Source organism: Rothia sp. HMSC069D01 (assembly GCF_001810135.1).
Classification (GTDB): Bacteria; Actinomycetota; Actinomycetes; order Actinomycetales; family Micrococcaceae; genus Rothia.
Genome location: NZ_KV800108.1, coordinates 407,883 through 434,851, shown reverse-complemented (window position 1 = coordinate 434,851; position 26,969 = coordinate 407,883). Strand labels below are relative to the sequence as shown.

The 26,969-nt window shown below is 59.7% G+C and carries 23 protein-coding genes and 1 tRNA gene; 15 read left to right on the top strand and 9 right to left on the bottom strand.

Translation table 11 applies throughout. The annotated features are described in order from the left end of the window. Window positions 1-10: 10 nt before the first annotated feature. Entirely contained in the window at window positions 11-511 is a 501-nt protein-coding gene (locus HMPREF2710_RS06270) for an HD domain-containing protein (protein ID WP_070600174.1), read from the bottom strand. A 541-nt stretch (window positions 512-1,052) separates the two neighbouring features. Here HMPREF2710_RS06270 and HMPREF2710_RS06265 point away from each other — a divergent pair. After that, complete coding sequence (locus HMPREF2710_RS06265) at window positions 1,053-1,907, top strand: DUF4253 domain-containing protein (protein WP_070600172.1); 855 nt, start codon at window positions 1,053-1,055, stop codon at window positions 1,905-1,907. A 78-nt stretch (window positions 1,908-1,985) separates the two neighbouring features. Here the strand turns inward: HMPREF2710_RS06265 and HMPREF2710_RS06260 are convergent, their stop codons facing one another. The 3 genes from HMPREF2710_RS06260 to HMPREF2710_RS06250 are packed head-to-tail and all read right to left on the bottom strand — an operon-like array spanning window position 1,986 to window position 4,217. Next, the gene (locus HMPREF2710_RS06260) at window positions 1,986-2,660 is read right to left on the bottom strand and encodes an energy-coupling factor transporter transmembrane component T family protein (protein ID WP_044150464.1); all 675 of its coding nucleotides are present in this window, start codon (window positions 2,658-2,660) and stop codon (window positions 1,986-1,988) included. Then, on the bottom strand, window positions 2,650-3,543 hold the full coding sequence (locus tag HMPREF2710_RS06255) for an energy-coupling factor ABC transporter ATP-binding protein (RefSeq protein ID WP_070600169.1): 894 nt from the start codon (window positions 3,541-3,543) through the stop codon (window positions 2,650-2,652). Before HMPREF2710_RS06255 ends, HMPREF2710_RS06260 begins: the two co-directional genes overlap by 11 nt. 32 nt (window positions 3,544-3,575) lie before the next feature. Beyond that, the gene (locus tag HMPREF2710_RS06250) at window positions 3,576-4,217 is read right to left on the bottom strand and encodes a biotin transporter BioY (protein ID WP_049341262.1); all 642 of its coding nucleotides are present in this window, start codon (window positions 4,215-4,217) and stop codon (window positions 3,576-3,578) included. A gap of 292 nt (window positions 4,218-4,509) precedes the next feature. Between HMPREF2710_RS06250 and abc-f the strand changes: the two genes are divergently transcribed. Next, window positions 4,510-6,108, top strand: coding sequence for a ribosomal protection-like ABC-F family protein (gene abc-f, locus HMPREF2710_RS06245; RefSeq protein WP_070600167.1), 1,599 nt, complete (start codon window positions 4,510-4,512; stop codon window positions 6,106-6,108). Between the two features lie 744 nt (window positions 6,109-6,852). On the opposite strand, the gene HMPREF2710_RS06240 is transcribed toward abc-f, so the two are convergent. Both HMPREF2710_RS06240 and HMPREF2710_RS06235 read right to left on the bottom strand, forming a co-directional pair. Further along, the gene (locus HMPREF2710_RS06240) at window positions 6,853-7,578 is read right to left on the bottom strand and encodes a metal-dependent hydrolase (RefSeq protein WP_246824538.1); all 726 of its coding nucleotides are present in this window, start codon (window positions 7,576-7,578) and stop codon (window positions 6,853-6,855) included. Window positions 7,579-7,766: 188 nt separating this feature from the next. After that, on the bottom strand, window positions 7,767-7,994 hold the full coding sequence (locus HMPREF2710_RS06235; RefSeq protein ID WP_005506080.1) for a hypothetical protein: 228 nt from the start codon (window positions 7,992-7,994) through the stop codon (window positions 7,767-7,769). A gap of 286 nt (window positions 7,995-8,280) precedes the next feature. On the opposite strand from HMPREF2710_RS06235, the gene HMPREF2710_RS06230 reads away from it, so the two are divergent. The 6 genes from HMPREF2710_RS06230 to HMPREF2710_RS06205 all read left to right on the top strand — a co-directional run bounded on the left by HMPREF2710_RS06230 (window position 8,281) and on the right by HMPREF2710_RS06205 (window position 13,725). After that, window positions 8,281-8,997 carry a beta-ketoacyl-ACP reductase gene (locus HMPREF2710_RS06230; RefSeq protein ID WP_005509097.1) on the top strand — a complete coding sequence of 239 codons (717 nt, stop codon included), beginning with the start codon at window positions 8,281-8,283 and terminating at the stop codon, window positions 8,995-8,997. A 72-nt stretch (window positions 8,998-9,069) separates the two neighbouring features. Next, window positions 9,070-9,813, top strand: coding sequence for an SDR family oxidoreductase (locus tag HMPREF2710_RS06225; protein ID WP_070600164.1), 744 nt, complete (start codon window positions 9,070-9,072; stop codon window positions 9,811-9,813). A 227-nt stretch (window positions 9,814-10,040) separates the two neighbouring features. Continuing rightward, window positions 10,041-10,829 (top strand): ABC transporter ATP-binding protein, encoded by a 789-nt coding sequence (locus HMPREF2710_RS06220; protein WP_049327170.1) that lies wholly within the window; start codon window positions 10,041-10,043, stop codon window positions 10,827-10,829. Then, window positions 10,826-11,704: a TrmH family RNA methyltransferase gene (locus HMPREF2710_RS06215; RefSeq protein ID WP_070600162.1), complete on the top strand. Its 879-nt coding sequence runs from the start codon at window positions 10,826-10,828 to the stop codon at window positions 11,702-11,704. Before HMPREF2710_RS06220 ends, HMPREF2710_RS06215 begins: the two co-directional genes overlap by 4 nt. Window positions 11,705-11,956: 252 nt before the next feature. Next, entirely contained in the window at window positions 11,957-12,211 is a 255-nt protein-coding gene (locus HMPREF2710_RS06210; protein ID WP_005506069.1) for a type B 50S ribosomal protein L31, read from the top strand. A 326-nt stretch (window positions 12,212-12,537) separates the two neighbouring features. Further along, complete coding sequence (locus tag HMPREF2710_RS06205) at window positions 12,538-13,725, top strand: LCP family protein (RefSeq protein WP_049358335.1); 1,188 nt, start codon at window positions 12,538-12,540, stop codon at window positions 13,723-13,725. Between the two features lie 191 nt (window positions 13,726-13,916). On the opposite strand, the gene HMPREF2710_RS06200 is transcribed toward HMPREF2710_RS06205, so the two are convergent. Together HMPREF2710_RS06200 and pepN are read right to left on the bottom strand one after the other, a co-directional pair. Continuing rightward, window positions 13,917-15,173 (bottom strand): HIRAN domain-containing protein, encoded by a 1,257-nt coding sequence (locus HMPREF2710_RS06200; protein ID WP_070600160.1) that lies wholly within the window; start codon window positions 15,171-15,173, stop codon window positions 13,917-13,919. Between the two features lie 391 nt (window positions 15,174-15,564). After that, window positions 15,565-18,237, bottom strand: a complete 2,673-nt coding sequence (gene pepN, locus HMPREF2710_RS06195; RefSeq protein WP_070600159.1) for an aminopeptidase N — start codon at window positions 18,235-18,237, stop codon at window positions 15,565-15,567. 222 nt (window positions 18,238-18,459) lie between these two features. Between pepN and HMPREF2710_RS06190 the strand changes: the two genes are divergently transcribed. Next, window positions 18,460-18,545, top strand: a tRNA-Leu gene (locus HMPREF2710_RS06190). A 202-nt stretch (window positions 18,546-18,747) separates the two neighbouring features. Here HMPREF2710_RS06190 and HMPREF2710_RS06185 read toward each other — a convergent pair. Next, window positions 18,748-19,833 (bottom strand): 2,3-butanediol dehydrogenase, encoded by a 1,086-nt coding sequence (locus tag HMPREF2710_RS06185; RefSeq protein WP_049362194.1) that lies wholly within the window; start codon window positions 19,831-19,833, stop codon window positions 18,748-18,750. Window positions 19,834-20,173: 340 nt separating this feature from the next. On the opposite strand from HMPREF2710_RS06185, the gene HMPREF2710_RS06180 reads away from it, so the two are divergent. The 6 genes from HMPREF2710_RS06180 to HMPREF2710_RS06155 all read left to right on the top strand — a co-directional run bounded on the left by HMPREF2710_RS06180 (window position 20,174) and on the right by HMPREF2710_RS06155 (window position 26,805). Next, window positions 20,174-21,730, top strand: a complete 1,557-nt coding sequence (locus tag HMPREF2710_RS06180) for an amidohydrolase (protein ID WP_070600157.1) — start codon at window positions 20,174-20,176, stop codon at window positions 21,728-21,730. Between the two features lie 289 nt (window positions 21,731-22,019). Next, on the top strand, window positions 22,020-22,979 hold the full coding sequence (locus HMPREF2710_RS06175) for an L-lactate dehydrogenase (protein WP_012903553.1): 960 nt from the start codon (window positions 22,020-22,022) through the stop codon (window positions 22,977-22,979). Between the two features lie 401 nt (window positions 22,980-23,380). Next, the gene (locus HMPREF2710_RS06170) at window positions 23,381-23,659 is read left to right on the top strand and encodes a hypothetical protein (protein WP_070506306.1); all 279 of its coding nucleotides are present in this window, start codon (window positions 23,381-23,383) and stop codon (window positions 23,657-23,659) included. A gap of 169 nt (window positions 23,660-23,828) precedes the next feature. Further along, window positions 23,829-24,680, top strand: a complete 852-nt coding sequence (recO, locus tag HMPREF2710_RS06165) for a DNA repair protein RecO (RefSeq protein WP_070506305.1) — start codon at window positions 23,829-23,831, stop codon at window positions 24,678-24,680. Window positions 24,681-24,855: 175 nt separating this feature from the next. Beyond that, entirely contained in the window at window positions 24,856-25,647 is a 792-nt protein-coding gene (locus HMPREF2710_RS06160) for an isoprenyl transferase (RefSeq protein ID WP_049341241.1), read from the top strand. A gap of 69 nt (window positions 25,648-25,716) precedes the next feature. After that, on the top strand, window positions 25,717-26,805 hold the full coding sequence (locus HMPREF2710_RS06155; RefSeq protein ID WP_070600156.1) for a quinone-dependent dihydroorotate dehydrogenase: 1,089 nt from the start codon (window positions 25,717-25,719) through the stop codon (window positions 26,803-26,805). Window positions 26,806-26,969 lie beyond the last annotated feature (164 nt).

The following is a 26,969-nucleotide window of genomic DNA, read 5'->3' as shown; positions in this document are numbered from 1 at the left end:
AGCGCTGAACCTAGTCGTTCAGGTGTAGCAGCTTCAGCGAGTGTTCATACTTGATCATGAGGCAGGTACGAGTCGGTTCCTCCAGAAGCGCCAAACGCTGCGGGTCAGTATTATCCGCAATATCGGCAAGCTTCACCAGACGAGCCAAATCATTCACACGCACCCGGCTCAGATACGACTCACGCGACTCACCCGGGCGGCGGGTCAAGGCCTCAATCGCATCCACAATACGCGTCGAGAAGTGACGCGCCAAGAAAGCGAGAGAAACGCCGGTATCCTCCACCGTGTCATGCAACAGTGCCACGATCTGCACTTCAGCCTTCAGCTCTTCCAAAGAGGTATCAGGGTGAGTTGCGGCAGCCAACTCAGACACAAGCTTACGTGCCCCAAGAGCTACACGGCGGGGGTGGGAGATATAGGGCCAGCCGTTACGGTCAGTCTGCCCCTCATGCGCCTTATCAGCGATGCTGTCTGCCAGGCGAACCATCTCTTTGTAGTAGTTATTCGACATGAGAACCTCCGTTGGTTTGAACTCCTGCGAGTTGATGGTCCCAGCGACGTTGTCCGCACCAACGCGGCACGGGTGGTAGCTGGTACCAACACTTTACTCCAGTAACTACGCGGCGGCGGCAGAACTCGCCCGAGACGCCCTTAATACGTCAAATATGACGCGCCGAAGAAGAAAATAGGGTATTTTTCCTTCTGAAATTGTGGGTTTAGTGCCCTTTCTGCCGTGTATCTGCGGTTGGTAACAGGCATTCAGGAGGTGCCCGCCACCTCCACGAAAGTGTCCGCCGACCCCTTTGGTGCCGCCCGGTGTAACTCGCCCAAAATCTCATATGGTGGCAAAAAATTTCTGTCTTTTTCTGGCGAAAATCGGTGCACAAACCGCCCAACACTAAGGCAGTTTAAGCGTGTTTAGCACACACCGATACACACTCATCAAACGGAAAAAATGCTCGCACTCCGTGCCCTGCTAAAACCTTCAAAAACCCGTATTTTTGTGCGAAAATACGCGATAAACTGGGGGCAACCAAACATCGGAGAACACCATGGCAGAGCTCTACGAGCGCTTCGTCGCTTTGTATCCCTACCCACACGAGCGAATCCGCCACGGCGCCCCACGAGCCGAACTTAACCGGCGATACCTCGAACACCTCTACGAGGGCAAGAACCGGGGAACAACCCCCATCGTGGTTGCCCTCGACCCGACCCTGCTCGGGACCATTGAGAATAACGTCTCCCTGCGCACCTCAACGCCCGTGCAGAACATCACCGCAGACACCGTCAAGCGGTACGCACACGAGCTCATCACCGACCAGCATCATTACCTGGACCAGGTCGGTGTAGAAGTCGCCGCGCATGAGGCGTTCCGACAGCTGAACGAGAGCGCCTACCTGCAAACCTACCGCCGTCTCATGGAAAACGGCGAACTCGGTGAAGACGATATCGGCATGCCGCTGAAGGCGGAGTACCCCTTCGAACTGACCGCCGGCATCATCAATGAGAAGGTCAAAACCACCGACATCGACAGCGCCGCGGAACTGCTGATTATGGACCTGCCGCTGCGGGATGTATCCGGGGTGTTCGCCTACCTGCCCTTCGGCGGCTGGGATTCCAGCCCCAGCCCCGAGGCGATGCTGTCCATTGCCCGCTACTGGTTTGAACGCGATGACGCCTACCCGGCTGTTATCGCCTCAGACTTTATCGAGTTCTACACGCCGGTACCGGTCACGACCCGCCGCGACGCCGAGATTCTGGCGGTCGAGCACACGATGGTTTCCTCGGCGATGCCGGTGCGCGTCTACCGCGGCTTCGACAAGCTCGTGGAGGCGCTCTACGGTCAGCACGACTGGTACCTGTGGTGGGAGCAGCTCCCGGCGGCGCTCCTCATTGAAACGCCCTAAACCAGCCTAGCTGGGCGATTAAAGCGAAGGGGCGGGATGAACCTACAAGGTTCACCCCGCCCCTCTCGCGTGTCTGCGCTATTTCAGTTCGTCCACGTGCCGCGCCCGCAAAGCACGAGCGGTCGCCGTCGCGTAATCAACCGCCTGCACCACCCACGGAATCAGCAGCCGCCAATACATGCGCTTGGGCAGGTTACGCGCCACCGCCGCCCTGCGCAACGCACCCCAACGATCCATGAGCGCCGGAATCGACCGGACCATCAACGCAATCAGCAGACCCAGACGCTCGGGAGAAAGACCCACGAAACGCAACGGCGAACACAGCCTCACAAAGCCGTCAATCAGAACCGGCAGGGGAGTGCTCACCAGCAGAGCGCGGGACGCATAAAAAGCCGTCAGCATAGTCGCGATAGCATCCGCGCCGGAGGCGTACTGGGCCGTCAACACGTAATAGGCGACCATAATCAGTAGTAGCAGAGACAACGCGCGAACCACCAGCCACAGCTGGGAGGCAGGCACGCCAGCCCATAGAGCGCACAGAGTGGAGGCGACCAAAGCCACCAGCGCCACCTGCCAGCCGGTCACCGCCAACAGCAGAAACAACCCAAAGAAGAGCGTACCCTTGAGCCACAGCGGCGCCCGATGCACCGGCGTGTTCAACGGCTGATAGAAACCCACCAGCAGAGTACCGGGATTGAAATCCGAGCCCTGGCCGGCGGGGCGAGGATTCACGCGCGGCGTGTTAGCGCCCATGCGCGCCTCCTGCCGAATCCAGACCTTCGGTCGCACCCTCGTTCGGGAACCCCTCGGCACACCACGTGCGGTACTGCTGTACCAGCTGCCCCGCATCCCCCTGAGCGAGCAGGCGCCCGTCATGAATAATCACGGCTTCATCGCAGGACGCCGCCAAATCCAGGTCGTGCGTACTGAGCACCAGCATCTGATCCAGCGACTCCAAATGCTTGAGTAGCCGCGCGCGATTGCGCAAATCCAGCAGGGTGGTCGGCTCATCGAGCAGAAGAATCTGCGGGCGCGCCGCCAGCACACTGGTGAGAGCGACCAGCTGCTTTTCGCCTCCTGAGAGGGTGAAAACGCTCTGGTTTTCAAGGTGCTCAAGGCCGCGCTCGCGGAGCAGTTCACGAATCCGTTCGAGGCGCTGCTCACCGCTGAGGGTGCTACCTTCAACGGCGGCGGCACGGCGCAGGCTCAAGTCAATATCTTCCGCAACGGTGGGCATAATCAGCTGCGCCTCCGGTTGGGCGAAGAGCATGCCCACACCCTCAAAAGCGCCCTGTGAACCAGCGCGAGAACTCGCACCCTTCGAGTCGCGGCTCGGTGCCTCCATGGTGTCGACACCGTTCACGCGCACAATACCTTCATCCGGGTGGGTGAGCCCATTGAAAAGCCCCAGTAGGGTGGACTTGCCGCTACCGTTCAGACCCAGCACCGCGGTGCGCTTCGCCGTGAACTGCAGGCTCACATCCTTGAGGATACGGCGATGCCCGCCTTCGGGCAGCTCGGTGAAAACACTCACCGATTCAAGCTCAAGGGCGGGCATGCTGGTAGAGGCGCTCACCGCCTGCTCGCCCTGCACCTGCTGCGGTGCAGGCTGGCGCGTGGAGCGGCGAAAAAACATAGCTATCCTCTCGTGTGGCACATCGTGTGCCTTTAACGCTGGGCAGAAGCCAGGGACGGGAAGGCGCGGCGTACCGACAGACCAACCAGAACCGCGATCGTGGACTTCACCAGATCCCAGGGAACGAATACCATTGCCGCGCTGAACGCGGCGTCAAAAGTCATGTGGGCGTTCACCATCATACCGGCGATACCGCAGGCGGTCAGAACCACAAAACCGCAGAAGTTCGCGACCAGAGCCATGAGGAAGGTCGCACCAACCGAACGGGTGTTGCGGGTGAACAGGTAGGCGAGGGTACCGGCAATAGCGGCGAAGGGCAGGAAGCCGAGCAGGTAGCCGGCACTCGGGGAGGCGAGCGTACCCAAACCGGCGCCGCCCTTAGCGAAGATGGGCAGGCCAGCGAAACCAACCAGCAGGTACAGCGCTACGGAGGCGGTGGCACGCTTGCCGCCGAGCACCTGTGCGGTGATGTAAATGCCGAGGGTCTGGAAGGTGAAGGGAACCGCAACGCCGCCCAAGCTGACGGCGGGCATGATGGCGAGCGCGGCGATGAAGCCCGCGAACACTGCGATGAGGGAGAGATCGGTGGCGAGGGAGGTCTTTGCCGCTACGTTACGGCGCGGTGCCTGAGTTGCCTGGGGTTCCTGGGCTGATTCGCGCACGGAATCGGTCATTGGGGTGGTACTCCTTTGGTACGTATTGCTCTGCAGATTTTTCTACAGAGTTGAGGGTAGCGGTGGTTGACTGCTTGTCACAACCCAATTTTTGAACAATGTTCTACGAATAGTGTTCGGTATGTATCGTACACCGCACACCATGAAAACAAAAGGTGCCCCATATGCGCACTTGGCACGCCTGCACTAAAATTGATGAGGTGCTCTGCGCGCTCGCCGTTTCTAACCCGGCAAATCCCGCCCACCGAGCACTATCAACCCACACACCAGACCGCCATCCGGAAAGGCACCCATGATTGCTGTACAGAACCTCGAATTGCGTGCAGGTGCGCGCCTGCTCATGGAAGAGGTCACCTTCCGCATCGATAAGGGTGACAAGATCGGTCTGGTGGGCCGCAACGGTGCCGGTAAGACCACTATGACTAAGGTGCTTGCCGGTCTGACCCTGCCCGCTGACGGTACGGTGACCCGCAGCGGTACTATCGGCTACCTTCCGCAGGACCCGAAGGTGGATGACATGAGCCAGCTGGCGCGTGACCGTATCCTTTCGGCGCGTGGCCTGGACGGCGTGGCGCGCAAGATGCGTCAGGCGCAGGACGATATGGCGAGTGAGGACCCGGCGGTGCGCGCTAAGGGTATGCGCCGCTACGACCGTCTTGAGGCTGAGTTCATTGCCGGTGGCGGCTACGCGGCTGAGTCGGAGGCGGCGGTCATCACCTCCAACCTGGACCTGCCGGAGCGTGTGCTTGCCCAGCCGCTGTCTACTCTGTCGGGTGGTCAGCGTCGCCGCGTGGAGCTGGCGCGTATTCTCTTCTCGAATGCGGACACCATGCTGTTGGACGAGCCGACCAACCACCTGGATGCCGACTCGATTATGTGGCTGCGTGACTTCTTGAAGAACTTCTCGGGCGGCCTGATGGTCATTAGCCACGACGTCGACCTGATGGAGCTGGTGGTCAACCGCGTCTTCTACCTGGACGCGAACCGCTGCGTGATTGACCAGTACAACATGGGCTGGAAGAACTACCTGACTCAGCGTGAGCAGGATGAGCACCGCCGCAAGCGTGAGCGTGCGAATGCGCAGAAGAAGGCGAATGCTCTGATGGAGCAGGCGAATAAGATGCGCGCGAAGGCGACGAAGGCTGTTGCTGCTCAGCAGATGATTAAGCGTGCTGAGAAGCTTCTGCGCGGTCTGGAGGATGAGCGTCAAAGCGATAAGGTTGCGGCGATTCGCTTCCCGGATCCGGCGCCGTGCGGTAAGACTCCGCTCTCTGCCCAGGGCCTGTCGAAGTCCTATGGCTCTCTGGAGATTTTCACGGACGTTGATTTGGCGATTGACCGCGGTTCGCGCGTGGTGGTGCTGGGTCTGAACGGTGCCGGTAAGACCACTCTGCTGCGCATGCTGGCTGGTTCCACCGAGCCTGATACGGGTGAAGTCGTGTACGGTCACGGCGCGAAGCTGGGTTATTTCGCGCAGGAACACGAAATTCTTGATGGCGACCGCACCGTCTTTGAGAATATGAAGTCTGCCGCCCCGGATCTGGATGACACCCGTGTGCGTACGATTTTGGGTTCGTTCCTGTTCTCCGGTGATGACGTGGATAAGCCTGCCGGTGTGCTTTCCGGCGGCGAGAAGACCCGTCTGTCCCTGGCGACCCTGGTGGCATCGAGTGCAAACGTGCTGCTGCTCGATGAGCCGACCAACAACCTGGACCCCGCCTCGCGTGAGGAGATTCTGAACGCGTTGAAGGCGTACCAGGGTGCAATCGTGATGGTTTCTCACGATGAGGGCGCCGTGGAGGCGCTGGACCCCGAGCGTGTGCTGCTTCTGCCGGATGCGGTGGAGGACCTGTGGTCGAAGGAATACCAGGATCTTATTTCGCTGGCGTAGAGCACTATTTGCTGGCATATAAGCATGGGGGAGGCTCCGGTGCTGTGTGGCATCGGGGCCTTTTTGTATGTATTGCGCGTTGTTTTATTGTTCGTGGCGTATTTTTGTGTTCTGAAAATGTGTTGCGGAGATATTGTCGGTATTTTTCTCGTGAATAGTGCGGAAAAATGTGACCTGACCTGTGGGGTTGTATTGTTTTCTGATCATATGTGGTGTAATTGCATTCCCGTGCATGTGACTTGTGGGTTCTGACACACCAAACTCGCGGCGTATTTGACGGGAAATAATGTTGCCTTGTGGGTTTTTCTGCGAGAAAGAAAAGCTCTCGGGCGATATTTCAGGGGGTCTGTGTGGGCTTTTTGAATTTTTCATGTGTCTCTACATACATTGTGGGAAAAATGGTAGAAACACAACATGCATGGGGCGTAGACTTGTAACTGTTCCCGCCACTGCGAGGACGCAAACGCGAAACATTAGGGCTCACTACCGATGGTGAGCTAGCGCGGGGGAGAAGAGATTCCCGCCCGCTCACGAAGGAGAACTACCAATGCACAACACTGAGTTCGAGAAGTACCCCACCTCCGGTGAAGAGAACGTTGAGGTTGACGTCTTCTGGCCCATCCAGGACGCTTAATCTCTCACCCCGATAGGTCGGGATAAGGATTAGAAAAGCGCCCCGCCGCTTCCGTAGGGAAGTGACGGGGCGCTTTGCTGTCCTCGGTGAGAATTTAGTTATGCGGCACGTTATGCGGCGTGAATACCCAGTCCGAACATTTGCAGAGGGTATTCGGTAAAGCCCATCATGGCTGCCGCGTACCAGGCGACGTACCCGGTCAGTGCTAGAACGAGTGCCTTCTCGCGTACACTGCCGGCATCACCCAGGATCGGCAGCGCCATGTAGCCGCTCTTTTTCCATAGGGGGGATGCCACCAGGGGTTTGATAACAATGGGGTAGAGGGGCAGCAGCCCGCGGGTTGTCAGCAGGTCGCCAATCAGGTGGATGGTGGCGCCGACCGAAATAGCCCAGGGGAGCAGCGCCAGTGAATCAGTCGTGTAGGCGGCGTACCCGAGGGCGACGGCACCGATCCATCCACCCGGTGCGCCGAGCACGCGCAAGGCTAGACCGCCCGAGAATGCGGCAAGAAGTAGTGAAGCCCAGGGGATTCCGTTGTAGCTCAGGTTGGCACTGAAATAGGCGATCGCCCAGAAGGCAACCAAGCCCAGAATGGAGTGTGTTCCCTTACGGTGTCCGCCGCTGACTGCCCCGACAATGCGTGCTACCCAGCGTGAAATGGGCGGAATGGAGTTGGCGATACTGCCGTTGTGGTGGTCAATATCCGGTAGCATGCCCGCACCGGCGCACGCCAGGGTGGTCACGATGAGGGTGGGGGTATCGGGAACCTGCACTACTCCCGTCTCGACGAGCACTAGCCAGCCAGCTGCGGCGCTGACGGTGTGCGAATAGCCCATCATGGGGAGGTGCCTCCTTGAATGCGAATGCTCAGCGAGTGTGATTGCCCTGCGAGTGTGGTTGCCCGGGTGTCGGGATGTTCACTCGAACTAATTAGAACAAATATAGCATATATCGAAATTACTTTCGATAGACGGGGTTATCCCTCAAACGGCGTCACCTCAAGCGACATCACCTCTCGATGGCACTACCCTTCAAACGGAAGAGTCTGCTTCCAGAACTCACGCTCGCGCAGGTAGTTCTCCAGCCAGCCCACATGCTCGGAGCACGCCAACCAAATCTTGCGACGCTCGGGGGTATGCACCTTCGGGTTGTTCCAGAGCAGCTGAAATTCTGCCGCCTGCTGGCAACCCTTGCGGGAGCACTTGGCGTACTCGGGTTGTGCGTCCTGTGAAAGTGAACCGAGCAGATCCATGTTTTCTTATCCTTACTATTGCGCCTCTACGTGCGGTGTTATTCCGTGCCCGCGTGATTCCGCGGAAAAGGGGTGCGGGCTGTTCCGCTTCAGATAGTGTACGCGCCCGATGAGGCATGTAAAAGAAGGGGAGCAGGTGTTCAGTGTTCAAGAGTGGAGTGTAGCCTGCGGCACCTTTGCGCTAAAACGCGGTAAAATAGGGTTTGTCTGTCCATCCGTCCACACCCCAACCGCGTAGCCGCTGCATCGGCTCTGATCGTGAGGGGTCGACTCATCAAGGAAGCTCATGAGCGAGAACACTCCCAAGACCGTGCTGGTCACCGGCGGCAACCGAGGCATCGGCTACGAAATTGCCAAGGAATTCCAGGCAGCAGGACACAATGTCTGCATCACCTACCGCAGCGGTGAAGCCCCCGAAGAATTTTTCGCCGTCAAGGCAGATGTACGCGATGCCGACAGCATTAACGAAGCTTTCAAGGAAATTGAGGCAGAATTCGGTCCCGTGGAGGTGCTGGTCGCCAACGCAGGTATCACCCGCGACATGCTGCTGATGCGCATGAAGGAATCCGACTTCACCGACGTGGTCGACACCAACCTCACCGGTTCTTTCCGCGTGGTTCAGCGCGCCATCAAGGGCATGCTGAAGCTCAAGCGTGGCCGCATCATCCTGGTGTCCTCCGTGGTGGGTCTGTACGGTTCCCCCGGCCAGGTCAATTACTCCGCATCTAAGGCGGCGCTGGTTGGCATGGCACGCTCCATCACCCGTGAGCTGGGCGGCCGTAACATCACCGCTAACGTGGTGGCACCGGGCTTCATTAACACCGCAATGACCGAGGTTCTGCCCGAAGAGACCAAGAAGAACTACCTCGCGTCCATCCCGGCTGGTCGCTTTGCGGAGGCAGAAGAGGTCGCTCGCGTGATTCGCTGGCTCGCATCCGATGAGGCTAGCTACATTTCTGGTGCTGTCATCCCCGTTGATGGCGGCCTGGGCATGGGTCACTAACCCCACCCCGTACGGACTGCACGAAGCGCCCGAGCGTGGGCGCACCCTTTCTAAACTTAAGGACATAAAACTATGGCACAGCTGACCGGCAAGACCATCATCATTACCGGCTCCTCCCGCGGCGTTGGCGCAGACACCGCGCAGATTCTCTCCGCTGAGGGCGCGAACATTGTGGTGAACTACCGCTCCAAGGCACCGCGCGCGAACAAGATCGTCAAGGCTATTGAAGAGGCTGGCGGCAAGGCAATCGCAGTGCAGGCTGACGTGACCAACAATGAGGACCTGCAGAACCTCGTCAACACCGCCGTGGAGACCTTCGGTTCCTTGGACTACCTGATCCTGAACGCTTCGGGCGGTATGGAAACCGGCATGGGCGAAGACTACGCAATGCGCCTGAACCGTGACGCACAGCTGAACCTGGCACGCCTGGCTGCAGAAAAGATGCCCGAAGGCGCACGCATCGTGTTCGTGACCAGCCACCAGGCGCACTTCATCCGCGAGGTTGAGACCATGGACGAGTACAAGCCCGTCGCAGAGTCCAAGCGCGCAGGCGAAGACGCACTGATTGCCGAGATTCCCGCACTTTCCGAGAAGGGTATCTCCCTGGTCGTCGTGTCCGCTGACATGATTGAAGGCACCGTCACCGCAACCCTGCTGAACCGCCTGCACCCCGGCGCTATTGAGCAGCGCCGCGAGACCGCCGGCAAGCTCTACACCGTCAACGAGTTCGCGCAGGAAATCGCGAAGATGGTCACCGCAGACGTTGAGACCGGCCACGTTGAGCTGGTCGGTGGCGCACGCGGCTTCATCGACTAATAACTTCAGCTGCTATAGGTGCCGTTGCGGATGCGCCCGCCCCTCTGACAAGGTACATTTGATCAGGCGCGCCGCCCCTGACGCGGCGGCACCTATAGCCCATAAGGCTTCGCGCGAGGAACCCAATGTGGGGTACCCGCGCACTATGCGCCAACCGCTCCGATAACTCGGCACGGGTTGCGGGGTGGGGGCGCATCCCATCCATCTAACTCACTGGAAGAAGAACCATGAGCACCGTACTCAACCTTCAGAATGTCTCCGTGATTCGCGGCGGCCGCAAGATTCTCAACGACGTTTCCTGGACTGTGAACGAAGGTGAACGCTGGGTTGTTCTGGGCCCCAACGGCGCCGGTAAGTCCACTCTGCTGTCGGTTGCGGCAGCCCGCCTGCACCCGACCAGCGGCGAGGTTGAAATCCTTGACGAGACCCTCGGCGCTGTTGACGTGTTCGACCTGCGCCCGCGCATTGGTCTGTCCTCCGGTGCTTCGGCAAACCAGATTCCCGCCAACGAGAAGGTTTCCGACGTTGTCGTGACCGCAGCGTACGCTGTGTCCGGCCGCTGGAAGGAAGAATACGACGTCATGGACGACGAGCGCGCCACCGAGCTGCTGGCTGAATGGGGTGTCGACACCCTCGCTGACCGCACCTTCGGCTCCCTCTCCGACGGCGAGCGTAAGCGTGCACTGATTGCCCGCGCCCTCATGACCGACCCCGAACTGCTGCTGCTGGACGAGCCCGGCGCAGGCATGGACATCTCCGGCCGTGAGGACCTGGTCGAGCGTCTGACCGCACTTGCCGCCGACCCCTACGCACCGGCTACCGTGCTCATCACCCACCACCTCGAGGAAATCCCGGCGGGCTTCACCCACGCTCTACTGGTCCGTGACGGTGGCGTGGTCGCCGCCGGCCCGATCCTGTCCACCATTACCGAGGCGAACCTCGCAGCAACCTACGACATGGATCTGGCTCTGACCGTCACCTCCGCGGGTCGTTACTCCGCGTTCAAGCGCGCATGAGCCGTGCCCCGAAGCAGCTGAGCGCCGAACAGATTGCTGAGCGTGCCGAGCGTGTCTACGCCATCGAGTCGGTCACGGCTCTGGCGCAGGCACCCGAGCAGGCTTTGCGCTACTACACGCAGCTGACCGATGTGAAGCTCCGTAGCGCCATGGAGCCGCAGTGGGGTATTTACATTGCGGAGTCCTCGAAGGTGATTCGTCGTGCGCTCGTTGCCGGTCATCAGCCCGTTTCTTTCCTGATGAGTGAGAAGTGGGCTGATGATTTGGCGGATGTTCTGCGCGCCCATCCTGACACTCCCGCGTATGTGGGTAGTGAGGAGCAGCTGGAGCAGGTGACCGGTTTTCATCTGCATCGTGGTGCGTTGGCGGCGGTGGCTCGTCCGGCGCCGCAGCTTCTGGAGCAGTTGCTGCAGGGTGCCTCTCGCGTGGCGATTTTGGAAGATATCGTGGACCACACGAATGTGGGCGCTATTTTCCGTTCGGCTGCCGCGCTGAACGTGGATGCTGTGCTGGTGACTCCGCGGTGCGCTGATCCGCTGTATCGCCGCTCGATTCGAGTGTCGATGGGTACCGTTTTTCAGGTGCCGTGGGCTCGCCTGGAGTCGTGGCCTGCTGACTTGCAGACCCTGCACGATCTGGGCTTTAAGAGCGCGGCGTTGGCTTTGGAGGAGGACTCGCTGACCCTGGAGGAGCTGTCTGCTCGCCGGGATGAGAAGCTTGCGCTGATTCTGGGCACGGAGGGGCACGGACTGTCGCCCCGCACCTTGGCGGCGTGTGATGATACGGTGATGATTCCGATGTCGCACGGTGTGGATTCTTTGAACGTTGCGGCGGCGAGCGCTGTGGCATTCTGGGAGACCCGCCCACGTTCATAAACTGACTTCTAACCTGGTTCCTAACCCGCGTGAGTGCCTTCTTCGGGTGCCCTCGCGGTGTGTGGGTTGGTGCCTGTGAGGGAACGTACTGGGATTTAATCCGTGAAGGTGGTACCCTTAATGGGTTGTGTGCGCCCTATGCGGGCACAATGGTGATGCGCTCTGAGATTTTCTCGATAGCTGCACATCGAAAAACCTACTCCATCTATATAAGGGCTACTGGCAAAATCCAGTAGCAGAAGAAGGTAATCAATGAAGGCAGAAATCCACCCGGACTACAACCTGGTTCTGTTCCGCGACCTCGCATCCGGCAAGGTCTTCCTGACCCGTTCCACCATGACCTCGGACAAGACCGAGAAGTGGGAAGACGGCAACGAGTACCCGATCGTCGAGGTTGAAATCTCGTCCGAGTCGCACCCGTTCTACACCGGTAAGCAGCGCATCATGGACTCCGCAGGTCGCGTCGAGCGCTTCAACGCACGCTTCGGCAACTTCGGCAAGAAGTAAATCTTCTGTCCCAGTTTTGCTTTTTAGCGAAATCAATGCCCCGTTCTCCTTGGTTTTCAGGGAGGCGGGGCATTGTGCGTTCTGCGGCACATAGCAAAATAAATCGCGTGAACGTGAGGAAAGTTGTAGTGTAAAACCTTTCGTTCGCCGGTGCGCAGACCCGCTGACAGCGTTACAATGGGAAAGTATTTTGCGAGTTGTGCATTTTCTGTGCCCTCCAGCGCCGCCCCGTATCGGCGGGTATTCTCCGGCTCTCTGCATTCTAGAGACTTCGCTGGATGCGCTGCGCGCCTCGCGTATCACCACCTCAAACAAAGGACAACTTAATGAGCGACGCTCACTCTGAACCGTCGCAGAAGAAGAAATGGGTCAAGCGTATTCTGCTGATCCTGCTGATTCTTCTGCTGGTTATTACCCTCGGTATTGGTTTCTTTATTTGGCGTGCTGGCCACACCTGGGATAGCAAGACCGAGAAGTTCGACTCCATCACTAAGGTGGATGAAGATCAGGCCAAAATTAAGGAAAAGCTTGGCGAAGCTAAGCCCCTGAACGTGACGGAGTTGAAGGCTCCAACCGTCACCAACTCGGATACCGGCAAGAACGGTACCAACGCTAACGGCTCCGATGCTGCTGCGGCTCTTGCAGCAAACGCCAGCGAACACGATAAGGATGGCGACGGCATCCTGGATGACGGTTACAGTTACGATGTCGTGAAGGGCCCCGGTAAGAACATCCTGCTGCTCGGTAGTGACACCCGTTCCGGTTCTGAAGCTGCTCAGGTGAGCGGCTCCCGTGCGGACAGCATCATGCTCATGCACATCCCGGCTGACGGCAAGGGCGTGTACCTGGTCTCGATTATGCGTGATACCTGGGTGAACATCCCCGGCTACGGTTCGGCAAAGATTAACGCGGCGCTGAACTACGGTGGTATTTCTCTGCAGGTGGCAACCGTTGAGAACCTGCTGGGCATCAAGATTGATCACGTGGCTGAGATTGAGTTCGAGGGCTTCAAGGCTCTGGTGAATTCTGTTGGTGGCGTGGACGTTCAGGTCCCCTTCAACTTTGATATCAACATTTGGTCCTTCAAGCAGGGTATGCAGCACATGGACGGCGGCGCGGCACTTGCCTTCGTGCGTGCTCGTTACCAGTTCGCTGATGGTGACTACCAGCGTGTTCGTAACCAGCGTGCGTTCCTGCGCGGCCTGTACAACACGATGAAGGCGAAGGGCGCGTTGAGCAACGTGGGTTCGTTCCAGTCTGCTGTTGAGTCCATCGCTGGTTACATGCGTGTGGACTCCGGTCTGGATGCTGCACAGATTGCTCAGATTGCGGCTCCGGTGCTGACCAGTGGTGACACCACGATGCGCATGACTACCCTGCCGAACGCGGGTCCGGGTTGGTCTTACGACGGTCAGTCGATTGTTATCGTGAACCAGGCTGCGAACGCTAACCTGTCCTATGCTTTGCAACATGACAGCATGGATCAGTTCATGGCAACTTATGGTCAGGACTAAGATCTGACTCCTTACGGGGGTGAAAGCTGATGAGGCTTTCACCCCCGCTGGTTTTAATCGGCTCTCCACGCGTAGCTCATGATGCTCAGGATGGTAGGCACACAAAAGGGGTGGCTACCTCACCGTGATGGTGGGGTAGCCGCCCCTTTTGTATCTTTGCGTTGTATCTTTACGCTCTGTCGTGGAGGAGTTTATGCCTTCGAGTCTACTTCTTCAGCCTCGTCGGTCTCTTCGTATTCTTCCTCGTACTCGTCGTATTCTTCGTAGTCCTCGTAGTAGGGCTGACGACCAAAGTAGAATGCTACAGCCGCGACAGCGCCACCCAGGATAGCGATGAGGATGCCGAGCATCGGGGTCCACAGTATCGAGATCAGGCCGGCGACCAGAACGGCGAGGCCTGCACCCTTGATCAGGTTCAGCAGGCGGTCACGCTCGTTCGGCTCGTAGTACTCCTCTTCTTCCAGGCTGTATTCGATGGCAGGCTTCTCTGCGGCGGGTTCACTGCGGGTCGACTCGGGGGCGGAGGAACCACCGGTCAGGGAGCTCATGAAACCGCGACGCTTCTTCGGCGCCTGCTGTGCAGAGGACTCCAGGTAGTGGCGTTCGCCTTCGGTGGGCACGAATGCCGGGGGCACCTCGTAGTCTTCACCAACGGGCAGTAGAGCCGGAACGTTGTTGGGCAGGGTCTCGTACCATTCCTGCGGAATATCGGCAGGGCGTGCAGCCTGAACGGTCAGGGACAGCTCGAGGGTGTTACCGCGAATAGTGCCCCATGCGCTGGTGAGGCGGTCGTTCTCGAACGCGTAGCGAATCACGGGTGCGAGCTGCTCAGACATCTGGGTGCTCAGGCGGCCCACGAGCTTACGGTCGTGGCGCACCTCCACGCTGTCAACAACGCGGCCGTCGGAGGTCTTGAGCTGGTTCGCTTCCAGGGTCAGGATCACGCGGCCTTCACCGCTGGGCGGCAGGATGCTGTGCAGGTATTCGGAGTGTTCCTTCTCGTCGAGCACCTTCATGGACGGGCCCTGGGGCAGCAGGGTTGCGCGGGTCGGTGCGTCGTTGAGGGGGAAGAGAGAACCGGGTGCGGACAGGGAGAGCACACCGGTGCTCTTCACGTGCATGCTGCCGCCTTCAGCGCGTACGGCAACAGCGGAGAGCTGCAGATGCGCGATAGGTTCGTAGCCGGAGGCGACCACGCGGGTAATGGAATCCCAGTACGCGGCGGAGTCCTCCACGCTCATGCGGCCTACCTTGAACTCGTCAATGTAGACGGCAATGCTGTTGGGTTCGTAAGGGTTATCCGGTTCGGGAACAAGACGCGCTTCACCGTACCAGATACGTTCACGGTCGATGTGCAGTTCCTCAAAGATTTGGAGGGTTTCTGCTTCGTAGTAATCATCGGTGACAATGTCAACGCTACCGCGGTCACCGAGTGCGTAATCGACCACTGAAAACTCCTTCTGATATGTATGTCTAAGCGAGCGGATACCTAGTCTATTCTCTCATGCTTTCAGTGTGGACAGCTCACAAAAACGGGTGACATTTATCTGTCTTTTAGCACCGGGTGCATATAGTTTTCTTTTTAGAGGAATCAGCCCCGGTAACGCCGGCCCACGTCAAGGCACTAAAGAGCCGCGACCCTGCCGCGTAGAGCCTCCCGAAACAAAAATTTCGGCTGAGAAAGCCACGAAAAAGACCACCGCCCGGCACATCCCAGTGTGTTACCGGGAGCGTGCCGAACGGCAGTCTCTCACAGCGGATTGAGAACCTAGCGGGGGAGAGCGGAACCTAGTCTAGATGCCGGCTCACACCCCGCCACAAGCCCTTAAACCATGCAGCTTAGCCCTGCAGGGAAGCGTTGAACTTCTGAGCCACAATCGAACGGCGACCGTGATCCTGAGCCTCCAGAACCAGACGACGCAGAGCCGAAGGAGCCTCGGGGTTCGCCTCCAGCCAACGCTGAGCCAGCGCCACGGAGGGGTTGCCCTCAACGCCCAGACCCTCGGTGGAGCCGGTGTTGTACGGAGCCTTCGGGTACAGGCCACGCACAATGCGGGTCGCCATACCAATCGAACGGGACGCCCAAATGGGCAGCAGAGCCTCAAAGTAGGAGTCGTAGTAGGACTCACGCAGCTCAACCGGACCGCGAGCAAAACCGTTAATGGTCGAGGCCAGAGCGTCGTTCGACAGCGACTCGTCTTCCATGATGGTCTTGTACGCGGCAGCCTTACGCTCAGCAGAGGGCAGAGCAGCAATCGCGTACGCGTAACCATTCGAAGAAATCGAGGAGGGGCTGTACTTAGCCGCACGGTCCAGATCCTCAACGGTCACCAGGTCGCGGCTTGCGAGCGCACCCAGTGCACTCCAACCCAGGTTCTGGTCGTAAGGAATGCCGGTTGCGTCAGCAATATCGCCGGTGGTGTCTTCGAAAGCACCGCGGGCAATATCGCGGCAGAGCTCTTCACCCTTGGTCGCGTTGGTGGAGACCGAAATCAGGGCGCGCAGCAGAATCAGCTGCTCGTCGGAGCCGGGCTTAGCCTGTGCCAGTGCGGCTGCGAATGCGTCATAGAGAGCGTCATAGAGGCGCTCGCGGCCGGTGGGTGCGGAGAAGGTTGCGATAGCGACCTGTGCGTTGTTGACCATGGTGCCCAGCAGGGATGCGCTCGGTTCCTTGGAGACGTTGCGGACGACTGCGTCGACGTAGGTGGTGACGGGCAGGCGGGCGTCGCGGACGTTCTCCCAGAGGGATCCCCAGATGAGGCCGCGGGAGAGTGCGGACTCGAGGGTGGAGACACCTTCGATAGCTGCCTGCAGGCCGTCTTCGTCGGTCAGGGCGACCTTGGCGTAGGTGTGGTCCTCTGCGTTGAGCATGAGCAGGTCAGCTTCGCCAACGAGCTTCTTCTGCTCATCGGTGAGCTCCACGCGGTGCTCGGAGACGGGCTCTGCCGGGTACTCGAGGGAGAGCAGGCCGGTGGAGGTGAGCTTGCCGTCGGTCAGCGCGAAGGTTTCCAGCTTTGCCACGTGGGGGCGGCCCAGACCTGCGGGCTGCTGTGCGGGCAGTTCCTGGGTGAGGATCAGGTCGGTGAGCTGGCCGTCTTCGCCGTAGACACGCTTGGTGCCCAGTGCGGACACGCCGGAGGTCTGCAGCCATGCGTTAGCCCATGCCTGCATGTCGCGGCCGGACACCTCGTTGAGTACCTGCAGGAAGTCGTTCAGGGAGGTGTTGCCCCACTCGAAGCGCTTGAAGTACACGCGTGCTGCCTCGATGAAGGTGTCGAAGCCGACATAGGCGACCAGCTGCTTGAGCACGGATGCGCCCTTTGCGTAGGTGATGCCGTCGAAGTTCTGCGATGCTGCTTCCAGGTGGGGGATGTCAGCAACGATGGGGTGGGTGGTGGGCAGCTGGTCCTGCATGTATGCCCATGCCTTGCGATTGTTCGCGAAGGTGACCCATGCGTCGTTGAAGTTGTTGGCTTCCTTAGCGCCGAGGGTGCCCATGAAGTCTGCGAAGGATTCCTTGAGCCACAGGTCGTCCCACCACTTCATGGTGACGAGGTCGCCGAACCACATGTGTGCCATTTCGTGACAGATGGTGTTGGTGCGGCCTTCGAGGTCGTCCTCGGTTGCGCCGGAGACGAAGATGTAGTCTTCGGTGAAGGTAACCAGGCCGGGGTTCTCCATTGCGCCGATGTTGTATTCGGGCACGAATGCCTGCTCGTACTTGGGGTACGGGTAGGGGTAGTCGAAGAGGTCCTGGAAGAAGTCCAGGCCGTTTTTGGTGACCATGAAGATGTGGTCGTAGTCGAAGTGCGGCTTGAGGGACTGGCGGCAGTATGCGACCAGGGGGATGTCACCGCTGTTGACCTTGCTCTTGGGCTTGTAGGTGGTGGTTGCGGTGAAGTATTCGCCGGCAACGATTGCGGTGATGTAGGTGGAGATCTTGGCGGTGGGGGAGAAGACTCGCTTGGTGATGGAGTCGTCGGTGGGGTCTACGACCTGGCTTTCGAGTACGCCGTTGGAGCTGACGACCCAGTCCTTGGGCGCGGTGATGCGGAAGTTGAAGACTGCCTTCAGGTCGGGCTGCTCGAAGTTCGGGAAGACTCGGCGGCAGTCGGAGGGCTCGTACTGGGTGTACAGGTAGACGCGACCGTCGGAGGGGTCGAAGTAGCGGTGCATACCTTCGCCGGAGCGGGAGTAGTAGGAGCGACCGTGGATGGTGAGTACGTTTTCTGCCTGCAGGTTGGACAGGGTGATGCGTGCGCCGTTGACGACATCAGCCAGGGTCAGTTCGGTGCCGTTGAGCTTAACGGAGTCGACGCTGTGGTGGATGTAGTCGATGAAGGTTTCTGCACCGGGGGTGTTGCAGGAGAATCGGACGGTGGTGACGGTGGGGTAGGACTCGAATTCGGGGTCCTTGGCGTTAGTCAGGTCGACATGCACGTCGTAGGTGTCGACACTGATGAGAGCCGAACGTTCTGCGGCTTCTTCGCGGGAGAGGTTCTCATTATTCATGCTTTTTATTCTAGTCGTTATGACCGAAAATATGGCAGTTGAGTGGGCGTGCCGGTCATATTACTCAAGGTGCGAGAAGATCACCCGGGGTGTGGGGAACTAACCAACCTCGAATGTGTGACGCAGAACATGCTCTTTCGATTTGCGGAGTATCCAGAAAGCCCGTATAGTATTACGTGTTGCTTCGAACGGCACCGAAAGGAAAACGTTCGAAAGTCACCTGCGCGGGTGGCGGAATAGGCAGACGCGCTAGCTTGAGGTGCTAGTCCTCGTATTAGAGGGTGGGGGTTCAAGTCCCCCCTCGCGCACAGATAATCCCCGGTTCTTCGGAACCGGGGATTTTTGTATGCTCGGTTTTGTATTCCCGGTTTTGTGCACCCGGTAAAAAGCGCACAAAAAAGTAGTGGGGTGGGGCTCCTCGAAAGGAACCTCACCCCACACTAGCTACGCTAAGGAAGCTAGAAGAGTAGCTGCATCAGCTGAAACTGAATTACTCAGCACTCAGAGAGATTACTCAGCCAGACGCTCCGGGTCGGTGGTGACCAGAATCTTCACAGCGGTCTCGTTGTGGTTGATCAGGGTGTCGAAGCCCTTGTCAATCAGGTCTTCCACAGCGATCTTGCCGGTGATGAAGGGCTTGAGGTCAATCTTGCCGGACTCAACGAGCTTGATGGTCTCCGGGTGGGAGTTCACGTATGCGATGGTGCCGCGGATATCGAGCTCCTTGAGCACAACCTTCTGAACATCCAGGGAAGCGGGCTTGCCCCAAATGGAGACGATGACGACCTTACCGGTGGGCTTGAGAGCATCCAGAATCAGGTCCAGTGCGGGCTGAACGGAGGTGCACTCGAACGCGATATCAGCGCCACGGCCGTCGGTCAGCTTGTGAATCTCAGCCAGAACGTCAACCTCTGCGGGGGAGAAAGCGTAGTCAGCAACGCCGGAGTCCAGAGCCTTCTGGCGGCGCAGCGGGGACAGCTCAGAGATGATAACCTTAGCGCCCTTAGCCTTCAGAACTGCGGAGGTCAGCAGACCGATGGGGCCAGCACCGGTCACCAGTGCGAATGCGCCCTCTTCGAACTCGCCTGCACGCTCAACAGCGTGGTAGCCAACGCTCAGGGGCTCAATCAGTGCAGCCTCGTCCAGGGGAATGTTGTTAGGAATCTTGTGAACCCAGCGACGCTTGACAGCAACCTTCTCGGACAGACCGCCACCGCGACCTGCCAGACCAATGAAGTTCATGTCCTTAGACAGGTGGTAGTCCTTGGAGTCGGGGCCGGTGTAGACGTCATCACGAATGATGTAGGGCTCGACGACAACGTGGTCGCCAACCTCAAGGTCGTCTACGCCTTCGCCCAGTGCCTCAACAACACCGGAGAATTCGTGACCGAGGGTGACGGGGGAGTCCTCGCCAGAAATGGGGTGGGGGTGACCGTGCTGGGGGCAGAAGATGGGGCCGTCCAGGTATTCGTGCAGGTCGGTACCGCAAATGCCGCACCAGGCGACCTTAATCAGAACCTCGCCCGCAGCTGCTTCGGGTGCGGGGATGTCTTCAATGCGGATGTCGTTACGGTCGTAGAAGCGTGCTGCCTTCATGGGATTGGAGCTCCTTAGCGTGGTTGTGGCGCTCACTGCGGTGTGTGCTTGCCGGTACGGTTCGCGTCCTTGGGTCTGTCACTGTATTGACAGAGGCCCAAACGACATGGTTTGGACCGGTTGTGAACTGTCCTGCCGGCATTCGCATCGCTAGCGCCGGATGGTGACGGGTGCGGCTGGATTGTCGCTCCCATGTGCTTAACGCTACTCCTATAAATCAAAGATTCCTAGGATATATACAAAATTTCTTTTATGTGACAGATATTTCTTTTTGGGTGTTTTCGACTCCATCACGCCCGAGCATCTAGCGCCCGGCGAGCGCAGACGGTAGCGTAGAAGCATGACTGACGCGAACGCACAGGGCACCGCCGCCCACACCCAGCCTACTTCTGACAGTTCCGGTCGAACGGCACCGAACCGACCCGCCGCAACAACCCGCCACTACGACGCACCCGACGCTGATTGCGTGCGCGGTAGCGAGTACTCCGAAATCCTCGCCCTCGAAACCGAGCAGCGTAAGCGTGCCGCTGAGCACCGCCGCAAGCACGGGCACAAGCACCCCGACCATGCGCATCCCGAGCAGGAACGTAGTCACGGCAAGCATCACGGGCACCGCCTCGACGAAGACAGCGGGCTGGCGCATATTCGCCGCGACCTCGCCGATTCCGTTGCCTCCCGTGCGGATTCTTTGACCGCAATTCTCAAGGCGATTCACGCGCATCCTGAGACTGCCTACGAGGAGTATTTCGCCTCCCGCACGCTCGTTGATGCGGTCCGCGAAGCCTACCCGAACCTCAGTAACCCGAACCTCAGCATCGAGTACCCCGCCTTCGGGCTGGATACTGCCTTTAAGGTGGAGCTCGCCAGCGCCGACTACGACCCCGCCAAGCACCGCACCATCGCGATTCTCTCCGAATATGACGCGCTGCCGGGCATCGGTCACGGCTGCGGTCACAACGTCATTGCGGTATCCGGCCTGGGCGCTTTCCTTGCCCTGGCGGATGCGCTCGCCACCGGCCCCGAGGCGTTTAGCGGTAGGGTCCTCTATTACGGCACTCCTGCCGAAGAGTCCGATGCCGGTAAGGAGCTGATGGCGCGTGCCGGCGCGTTCGAGCAGGTGGATGCCGCCATTATGGTGCACCCCTACTTTATCGATGTGGCTGATCAGGCGTGGTTGGGTCGCCGTGAATGTCGCGTGACCTACACGGGCGTGAGCGCGCATGCTTCCTCGCACCCGTTTATGGGTCGTAACGCCCTGGACGCGGCGAATCTGGCGTATCAGGGTTTGGGTTTGTTGCGTCAGCAGATTCCCGGTTCTGACCGTATTCACGCGATTATTGACCACGGTGGGGACGCCCCGAACCTGATTCCTGCCACCGCGAGCTTGCACATTAATATCCGTTCTAAGCATGCGCCGACTCTGCGTGCGCTGTCGCGACGGGTTGAGGAGGTGCTGCAGGGTGCGGCGCTTATGGCTGGTGTGAGTGCGGAGGTGACGTGGGATTCTTCGCCGATGACCATGCCGGTGCGCACGAACCGTCCGCTGTTGAAGCGTTGGGTTTCGGCTCAGCGTTCGGTGGGTCGCCACCCGTACCCGCCTGGCACGGTCAGTGACACCATGGCGGCTTCTACTGATTTCGGTAATGTGAGCCTGCGCGTGCCCGGTATTCACCCGCTGATTCAGATTGCGCCCGAAGGTACCGGTATGCACACGGTGGAGTTCGCGCACTGTGCGGACACTCCGGCGGCGGTGGATGCTGCTTTGGATGCGTCGTTCGGTTTGGCTTCTGTGGCTTTGGATTTCCTGATTGACGACAAGTTGGCGCAGGCGGTTCGTGCTGATTTTGAGGCTTCCGGCGGTGCCGTGGATGTTGAGGGCTACTTTAGTGATATGTGAGAGCGACATGTGAGCTTGCTCAAAAGGTCAGAAGGTCATTATTTGGTTTTATGAGTGAAAAACACCCCTAATAGCCCATAAAGTCACCAGCACCCATCGAAAAAAGCAAAATAACCCAACACAAAACGCAGAATCTGCGGCATAATAGAAAGTAACGAAGCAAGCTCACCGGGGAAGGACGCCCACCCAAGGAAATTCAACCCCGAGGCACACACCCGCTTCCTAATAAACCCCGCGAGAATCCTCTCGCACCACACGGATAACTCTCACGAAAAGAGGGCATACAGCAATGAACGGTGTCAACAACCCCACCAAGCTCGGCGTCATCGGTGCAGGCGGCGTCGGTAGCGCAACCGCATACGCAGCTATGGTCCGCGGCTCCGCAGACGAAATCGTCCTGTACGACATCGACGGCAAGCGCGCACACGCTGAAGCACTGGACATCGCACACGGCGCAATGTTCGCACACGAAGCAACCGTAACCGGTGGCGACGACATCGAACTGCTGCGCGACTGCGACATGGTCATCATCACCGCTGGTGCTCGCCAGAAGCCCGGCCAGCCCCGTCTCGAGCTGGCAGGCGCAAACGTCGCAATCCTCGAGAAGCTGCTGCCGAACATCCTGTCCGTAGCACCCAACGCGATCATCATGCTCGTCACCAACCCCTGTGACGTTCTCACCGTTGTGGCTCAGAAGATCACCGGCCTGCCCGCAAACCGCGTGCTGTCCTCCGGTACCGTTCTGGACTCCTCCCGCCTGCGTTGGCTGATTGCTAACAAGGCTGGCGTCTCCATCAAGAGCGTTCACGCAAACGTTGTTGGTGAGCACGGCGACTCCGAGTTCCCCGTCTGGTCCGCAGCAAACATCGGCATGGTTCCCCTGACCGAGTGGGAGCAGGACGGCAAGCCTGTCTTCACCGAAGAGGTCCGTGCAGAGCTCGCAACCGAAGCTATGCGCGCAGCATACAAGGTTATCGAGGGCAAGGGTTCCACCAACTACGCAATCGGTATCTCCGGCGCACGTATCGCTGAGGCATTCCTCGGCGGCCAGAACGCAGTGCTGCCCGTCTCCACCACCATTGCAGGCGAGCTGTACGGCTTCAAGGACGTTGCACTGTCCCTGCCCACCATCGTCAACCGCGAGGGCATCCAGCGCGTGCTCGAGGTTCCCATGAACGAGGCTGAGCTGGCACAGCTGAAGGCATCCGCTGAGGCAATCCGCGCATCCGCAGCATCCCTGGGCTTCTAAAACCCCGGCTTCTCATTCTCTCGGGCTCAACCCGTAAGAAGCAAACATTCAGTAGGTGCAGCGTCAAGCTGAGCTAACCGACAGAAGAACCCGCCGCACCCGGCACCTGCTCCCTTGAGGAGTGGGGGAGCTGGGGACGGCGGGTTCGCTGTGTCTGTAAGGTCTTCTATGCGGTGCTTGATGTGCCGCGCGCTGCTTCGCGTGACCAACCTGGCTTTATCAGCTTGGCTTGCCCAGCCTGACTTGACCAACCTGGGCTTACCGCTCTGGCTTTGGCGTTCTCTGCACGGCACCGAATTTATCTGCCGATTGACCTGCCGCGCCCGTTCATAGTTCCGCGTTTAAACCGCCGTATGACCGCCCGGCGCACACCATAGGCGCGTAGGTAGTAGAATAATGGCATGAGCATTGATCCTCGCACCGAACTCACCCGCCTCCTTGACGCGCTGGAGGCGCACCTGACCGCCGTCGTAAACCGAACCGGCGAACACGACCCCGCCGTCGATGAGGCGTACGTAGAAATCGCCAACGCCTTCGAAGCCTACGAAGATGCCCTCTTCGAGGCGCACAACGAGGTCACCCCCTTGAGCGTCTACGGTGACGAAGACGATGACGACTTCGACGAACTGGTCGACGACGAAGAAGATGAAGACGACGACGATATCGAGTACGAGGACTAAATAGCGCCTCGCCCATACGTTACGGACCGACCCCTGACCGGTACCCCCTACGCGGGGTAACGAGGCAGGGGTCGAACCGTACCCGCAACACCCGCGTAGATCTTGCCCTCAGCATCTACTGAGCATCCACCACGCACCTACCGAGCATGTACCGAGAACGGAGACACCCGTGAGCGAACCCCGCACCTGGCGCGACGCCGCCCTCATCCTCCGCACCCAAAAACTCGGCGAAACCGACCGCATCATCATCATGCTCACCCGCGACGGCGGAATCACCCACGCCGTCGCCAAAGCCGTACGCAAACCCACCTCCAAGTTCGGTGGGCGACTCGAACCGTTCATGCACACCGATCTGTCCTTCAGCCGCGGCAGAACCAACCTGCACACCATCACCCAGGCGGCAACCCTGCACGCCTACACCGCACCGATTATGGCGAACTACGATGCGTACACGTGTGCCTCCACCATCGCCGAACTGGCGGAAGCACTCACCAAAGACACCGATAGCACCGCCGATATTTACACCCTCACCCACGGGGCGCTTGCCGCGCTCGCGCACGGGCAGCACGTGCCGCAGAGAATCCTGACCCGCTACCTGGCGCGCAGCATGAACGCCGCTGGCTGGCCGCTCATCGGTGAGAATTGCACCCGATGCGGCAACCCGCTCGTGAACGCCGATAGCCGGGGCGATAACGGGGCAGACAGTAGCACCCCCGGCGCTACAAGCGGAAGCGGCAGGTACATTGCCTTCCACACCGCCCACACCTACGGACACCACACGGTCCTCTGCCCCCAATGCGCACCCGCCACCGACACACCCCTGACCGGCCTGCGTGCCGAAGAGCTCGGCTATGCGCTCGCTACCGCATCGGCGGATCCGCGCGCCTGGGCGACTATTGACGCAGCACCGGTGCCGGTCGCCTCCAAAATTCTGGGACTCTACCTGAAAACCACCCAGAACCTGCTCGAACACCCCCTGAAAACGGCGAGCGCCCTCGAAGCAGAAATTCCTGCATCGTAAAAGATGCACGCCGGAGCGTCAAACATGGGCCAACCAGGACGCAAAATAACCCCTAAAGCACCCACCCATGCGCGCTATGTCACGGTAAAATAGCTAACAGCACGCCAGGTTTATACCTGGTGCATATCTAGGCAAACGACCCCGGGGGAGAACCCGCCAGGGAAGAAAGGCACACATGGCACGCACCCAGCCCGTACCCCCGCCCGCACACCCCACCGGGGCAACCCCGCCGCCGATCCCGAAGAAGTTCATTCCGCAGCACGTCGCCGTCGTCATGGATGGTAATGGACGCTGGGCGAACGAACGCGGCCTGCCCCGCACCGAGGGCCACCGCGCCGGCGAGGCGGCACTGCTGGACGTTGTTGCGGGCGCTATCGAAATGGGCATCCCGTACGTGACCGCCTACGCGTTCTCCACCGAAAACTGGAAGCGCTCACCCAGCGAAGTCGCGTTCATCATGCGTTTCTCCACCGAGGTGCTGCAGCGTCAGCTGGCGACCCTCAAGACCTGGGGTGTGCGCATCCGCTGGGCTGGCCGCCGACCCAAGCTGTGGAAGAACGTCATCGAAGAGCTCGAACACTGCGAGCGCGAAACCATCGATAACACCGTCTGCACCCTCACCATGTGCGTGAACTACGGCGGCCGCGCAGAAATCGCTGACGCGGCGGCAGCTATCGCAGCGGACGCTGTGGCGGGCAAGATCAAGCCCGGCAACATTACCGAAAAGACCATCCAGAAGTACCTGGACGAGCCCGACCTGCCCGACGTTGACCTGTTCCTGCGTTCCTCCGGTGAGCAGCGCATCTCGAACTTCCTGCTCTGGCAGAGCGCCTACGCCGAGATGATTTTCATGAACGTGCTCTGGCCCGACGTTGACCGCCGCACCCTCTGGGAAGCTGTCGAAGAGTATGCGCGCCGCGACCGCCGCTACGGTGGCGCTGTCGACGCCGTCGCCAACGACAAGTAACGGCCCGGCATACAGTCCCGGCTCATAGCCCCATAAACCACCCACACCCTCCAACACTAGGGAGAACAAATGCGCATCTACCCGACCTTCTTCAACATCTTCTTCAAGGGCATGGACCCCGAGAAGGCACACCACGTCGGATTCTGGGGCGTTCAGACCCTGCGCAACGTCGGCATCACCCGCGCGCTGCGCAAGTACTTCCAGCCCGCACCCGAACTGGCAACCACCGTCATGGGCATTACTTTCCCCTCGCCGTTCGGCCTGGCTGCAGGCTTCGACAAGGGCGGTAAGGGCATTGCCGCGCTGGCTGGTATCGGCTTCGGCCACGTCGAGATCGGTACTATCACCGGTCAGGCGCAGCCCGGCAACCCGCAGCCGCGCCTCTTCCGCCTCGTGGAAGATAAGGCGGTCATCAACCGCATGGGCTTCAACAACGACGGTGCCGCAGCGGCAGGCCCGCGCGTTGCCGCCGCCCGCGCAGACCTCGAAACCGAATACCGCGGCGCCGTACGCCCGGTTATCGGCGTGAACATCGGCAAGACCAAGGTCGTTGAGCTCGAGAACGCTATCGAGGACTACCTGATCTCTACCCGCACCCTGGCACCGCAGGCAGACTACCTGGTCGTCAACGTTTCTTCCCCGAACACTCCGGGTCTGCGCACCCTGCAGGCTATCGAGTCGCTGCGCCCGCTGCTTGCTGCCGTGCGTGAAGAGGCAGACCGCGTCAGCCCCAACCGCCACGTACCGCTGACCGTGAAGATCGCGCCGGACCTGGTCGATGAGGACGTGATCGAGGTGGCAGCCCTGGCTAAGGAGCTGAAGCTGGACGGCATCATCGCCACCAACACCACCATTGCCCGCGACGGCCTGGGTCTGACCAGCGACATGACCAAGGTCAAGGAAATCGGTGCTGGCGGCCTCTCCGGTGCGCCGCTGAAGCCGCGCTCCCTGGAGGTACTGCGCCTGCTCAAGCGCGAAATTGGCGACGACCTCGCCATCATCTCCGTTGGTGGCGTGACCACCGCTGAGGATGTGCAGGAGCGCCTGGACGCTGGCGCTGACCTGGTGCAGGGCTACACCGCGTTCCTGTATGAGGGTCCGCTCTGGGCGGCACACATTAACCGTGGCCTGGTGAAGCTGCGCCGCGCTCGCCGCTAAAAGGTTTGCAGGTGGGAGCGTTATGCTTCCCGGCGCGCTGACTTGGCGTATTGACTCTGCGTGCTGAAAGGGGGCACCGTTCTCTACCCGTAGGGGGTGGAGGCGGTGCCCCCTTTTGTGTGCCCTCTATTCCGCCGAAAAGCCACATGTGTTTCGAAAAGCCA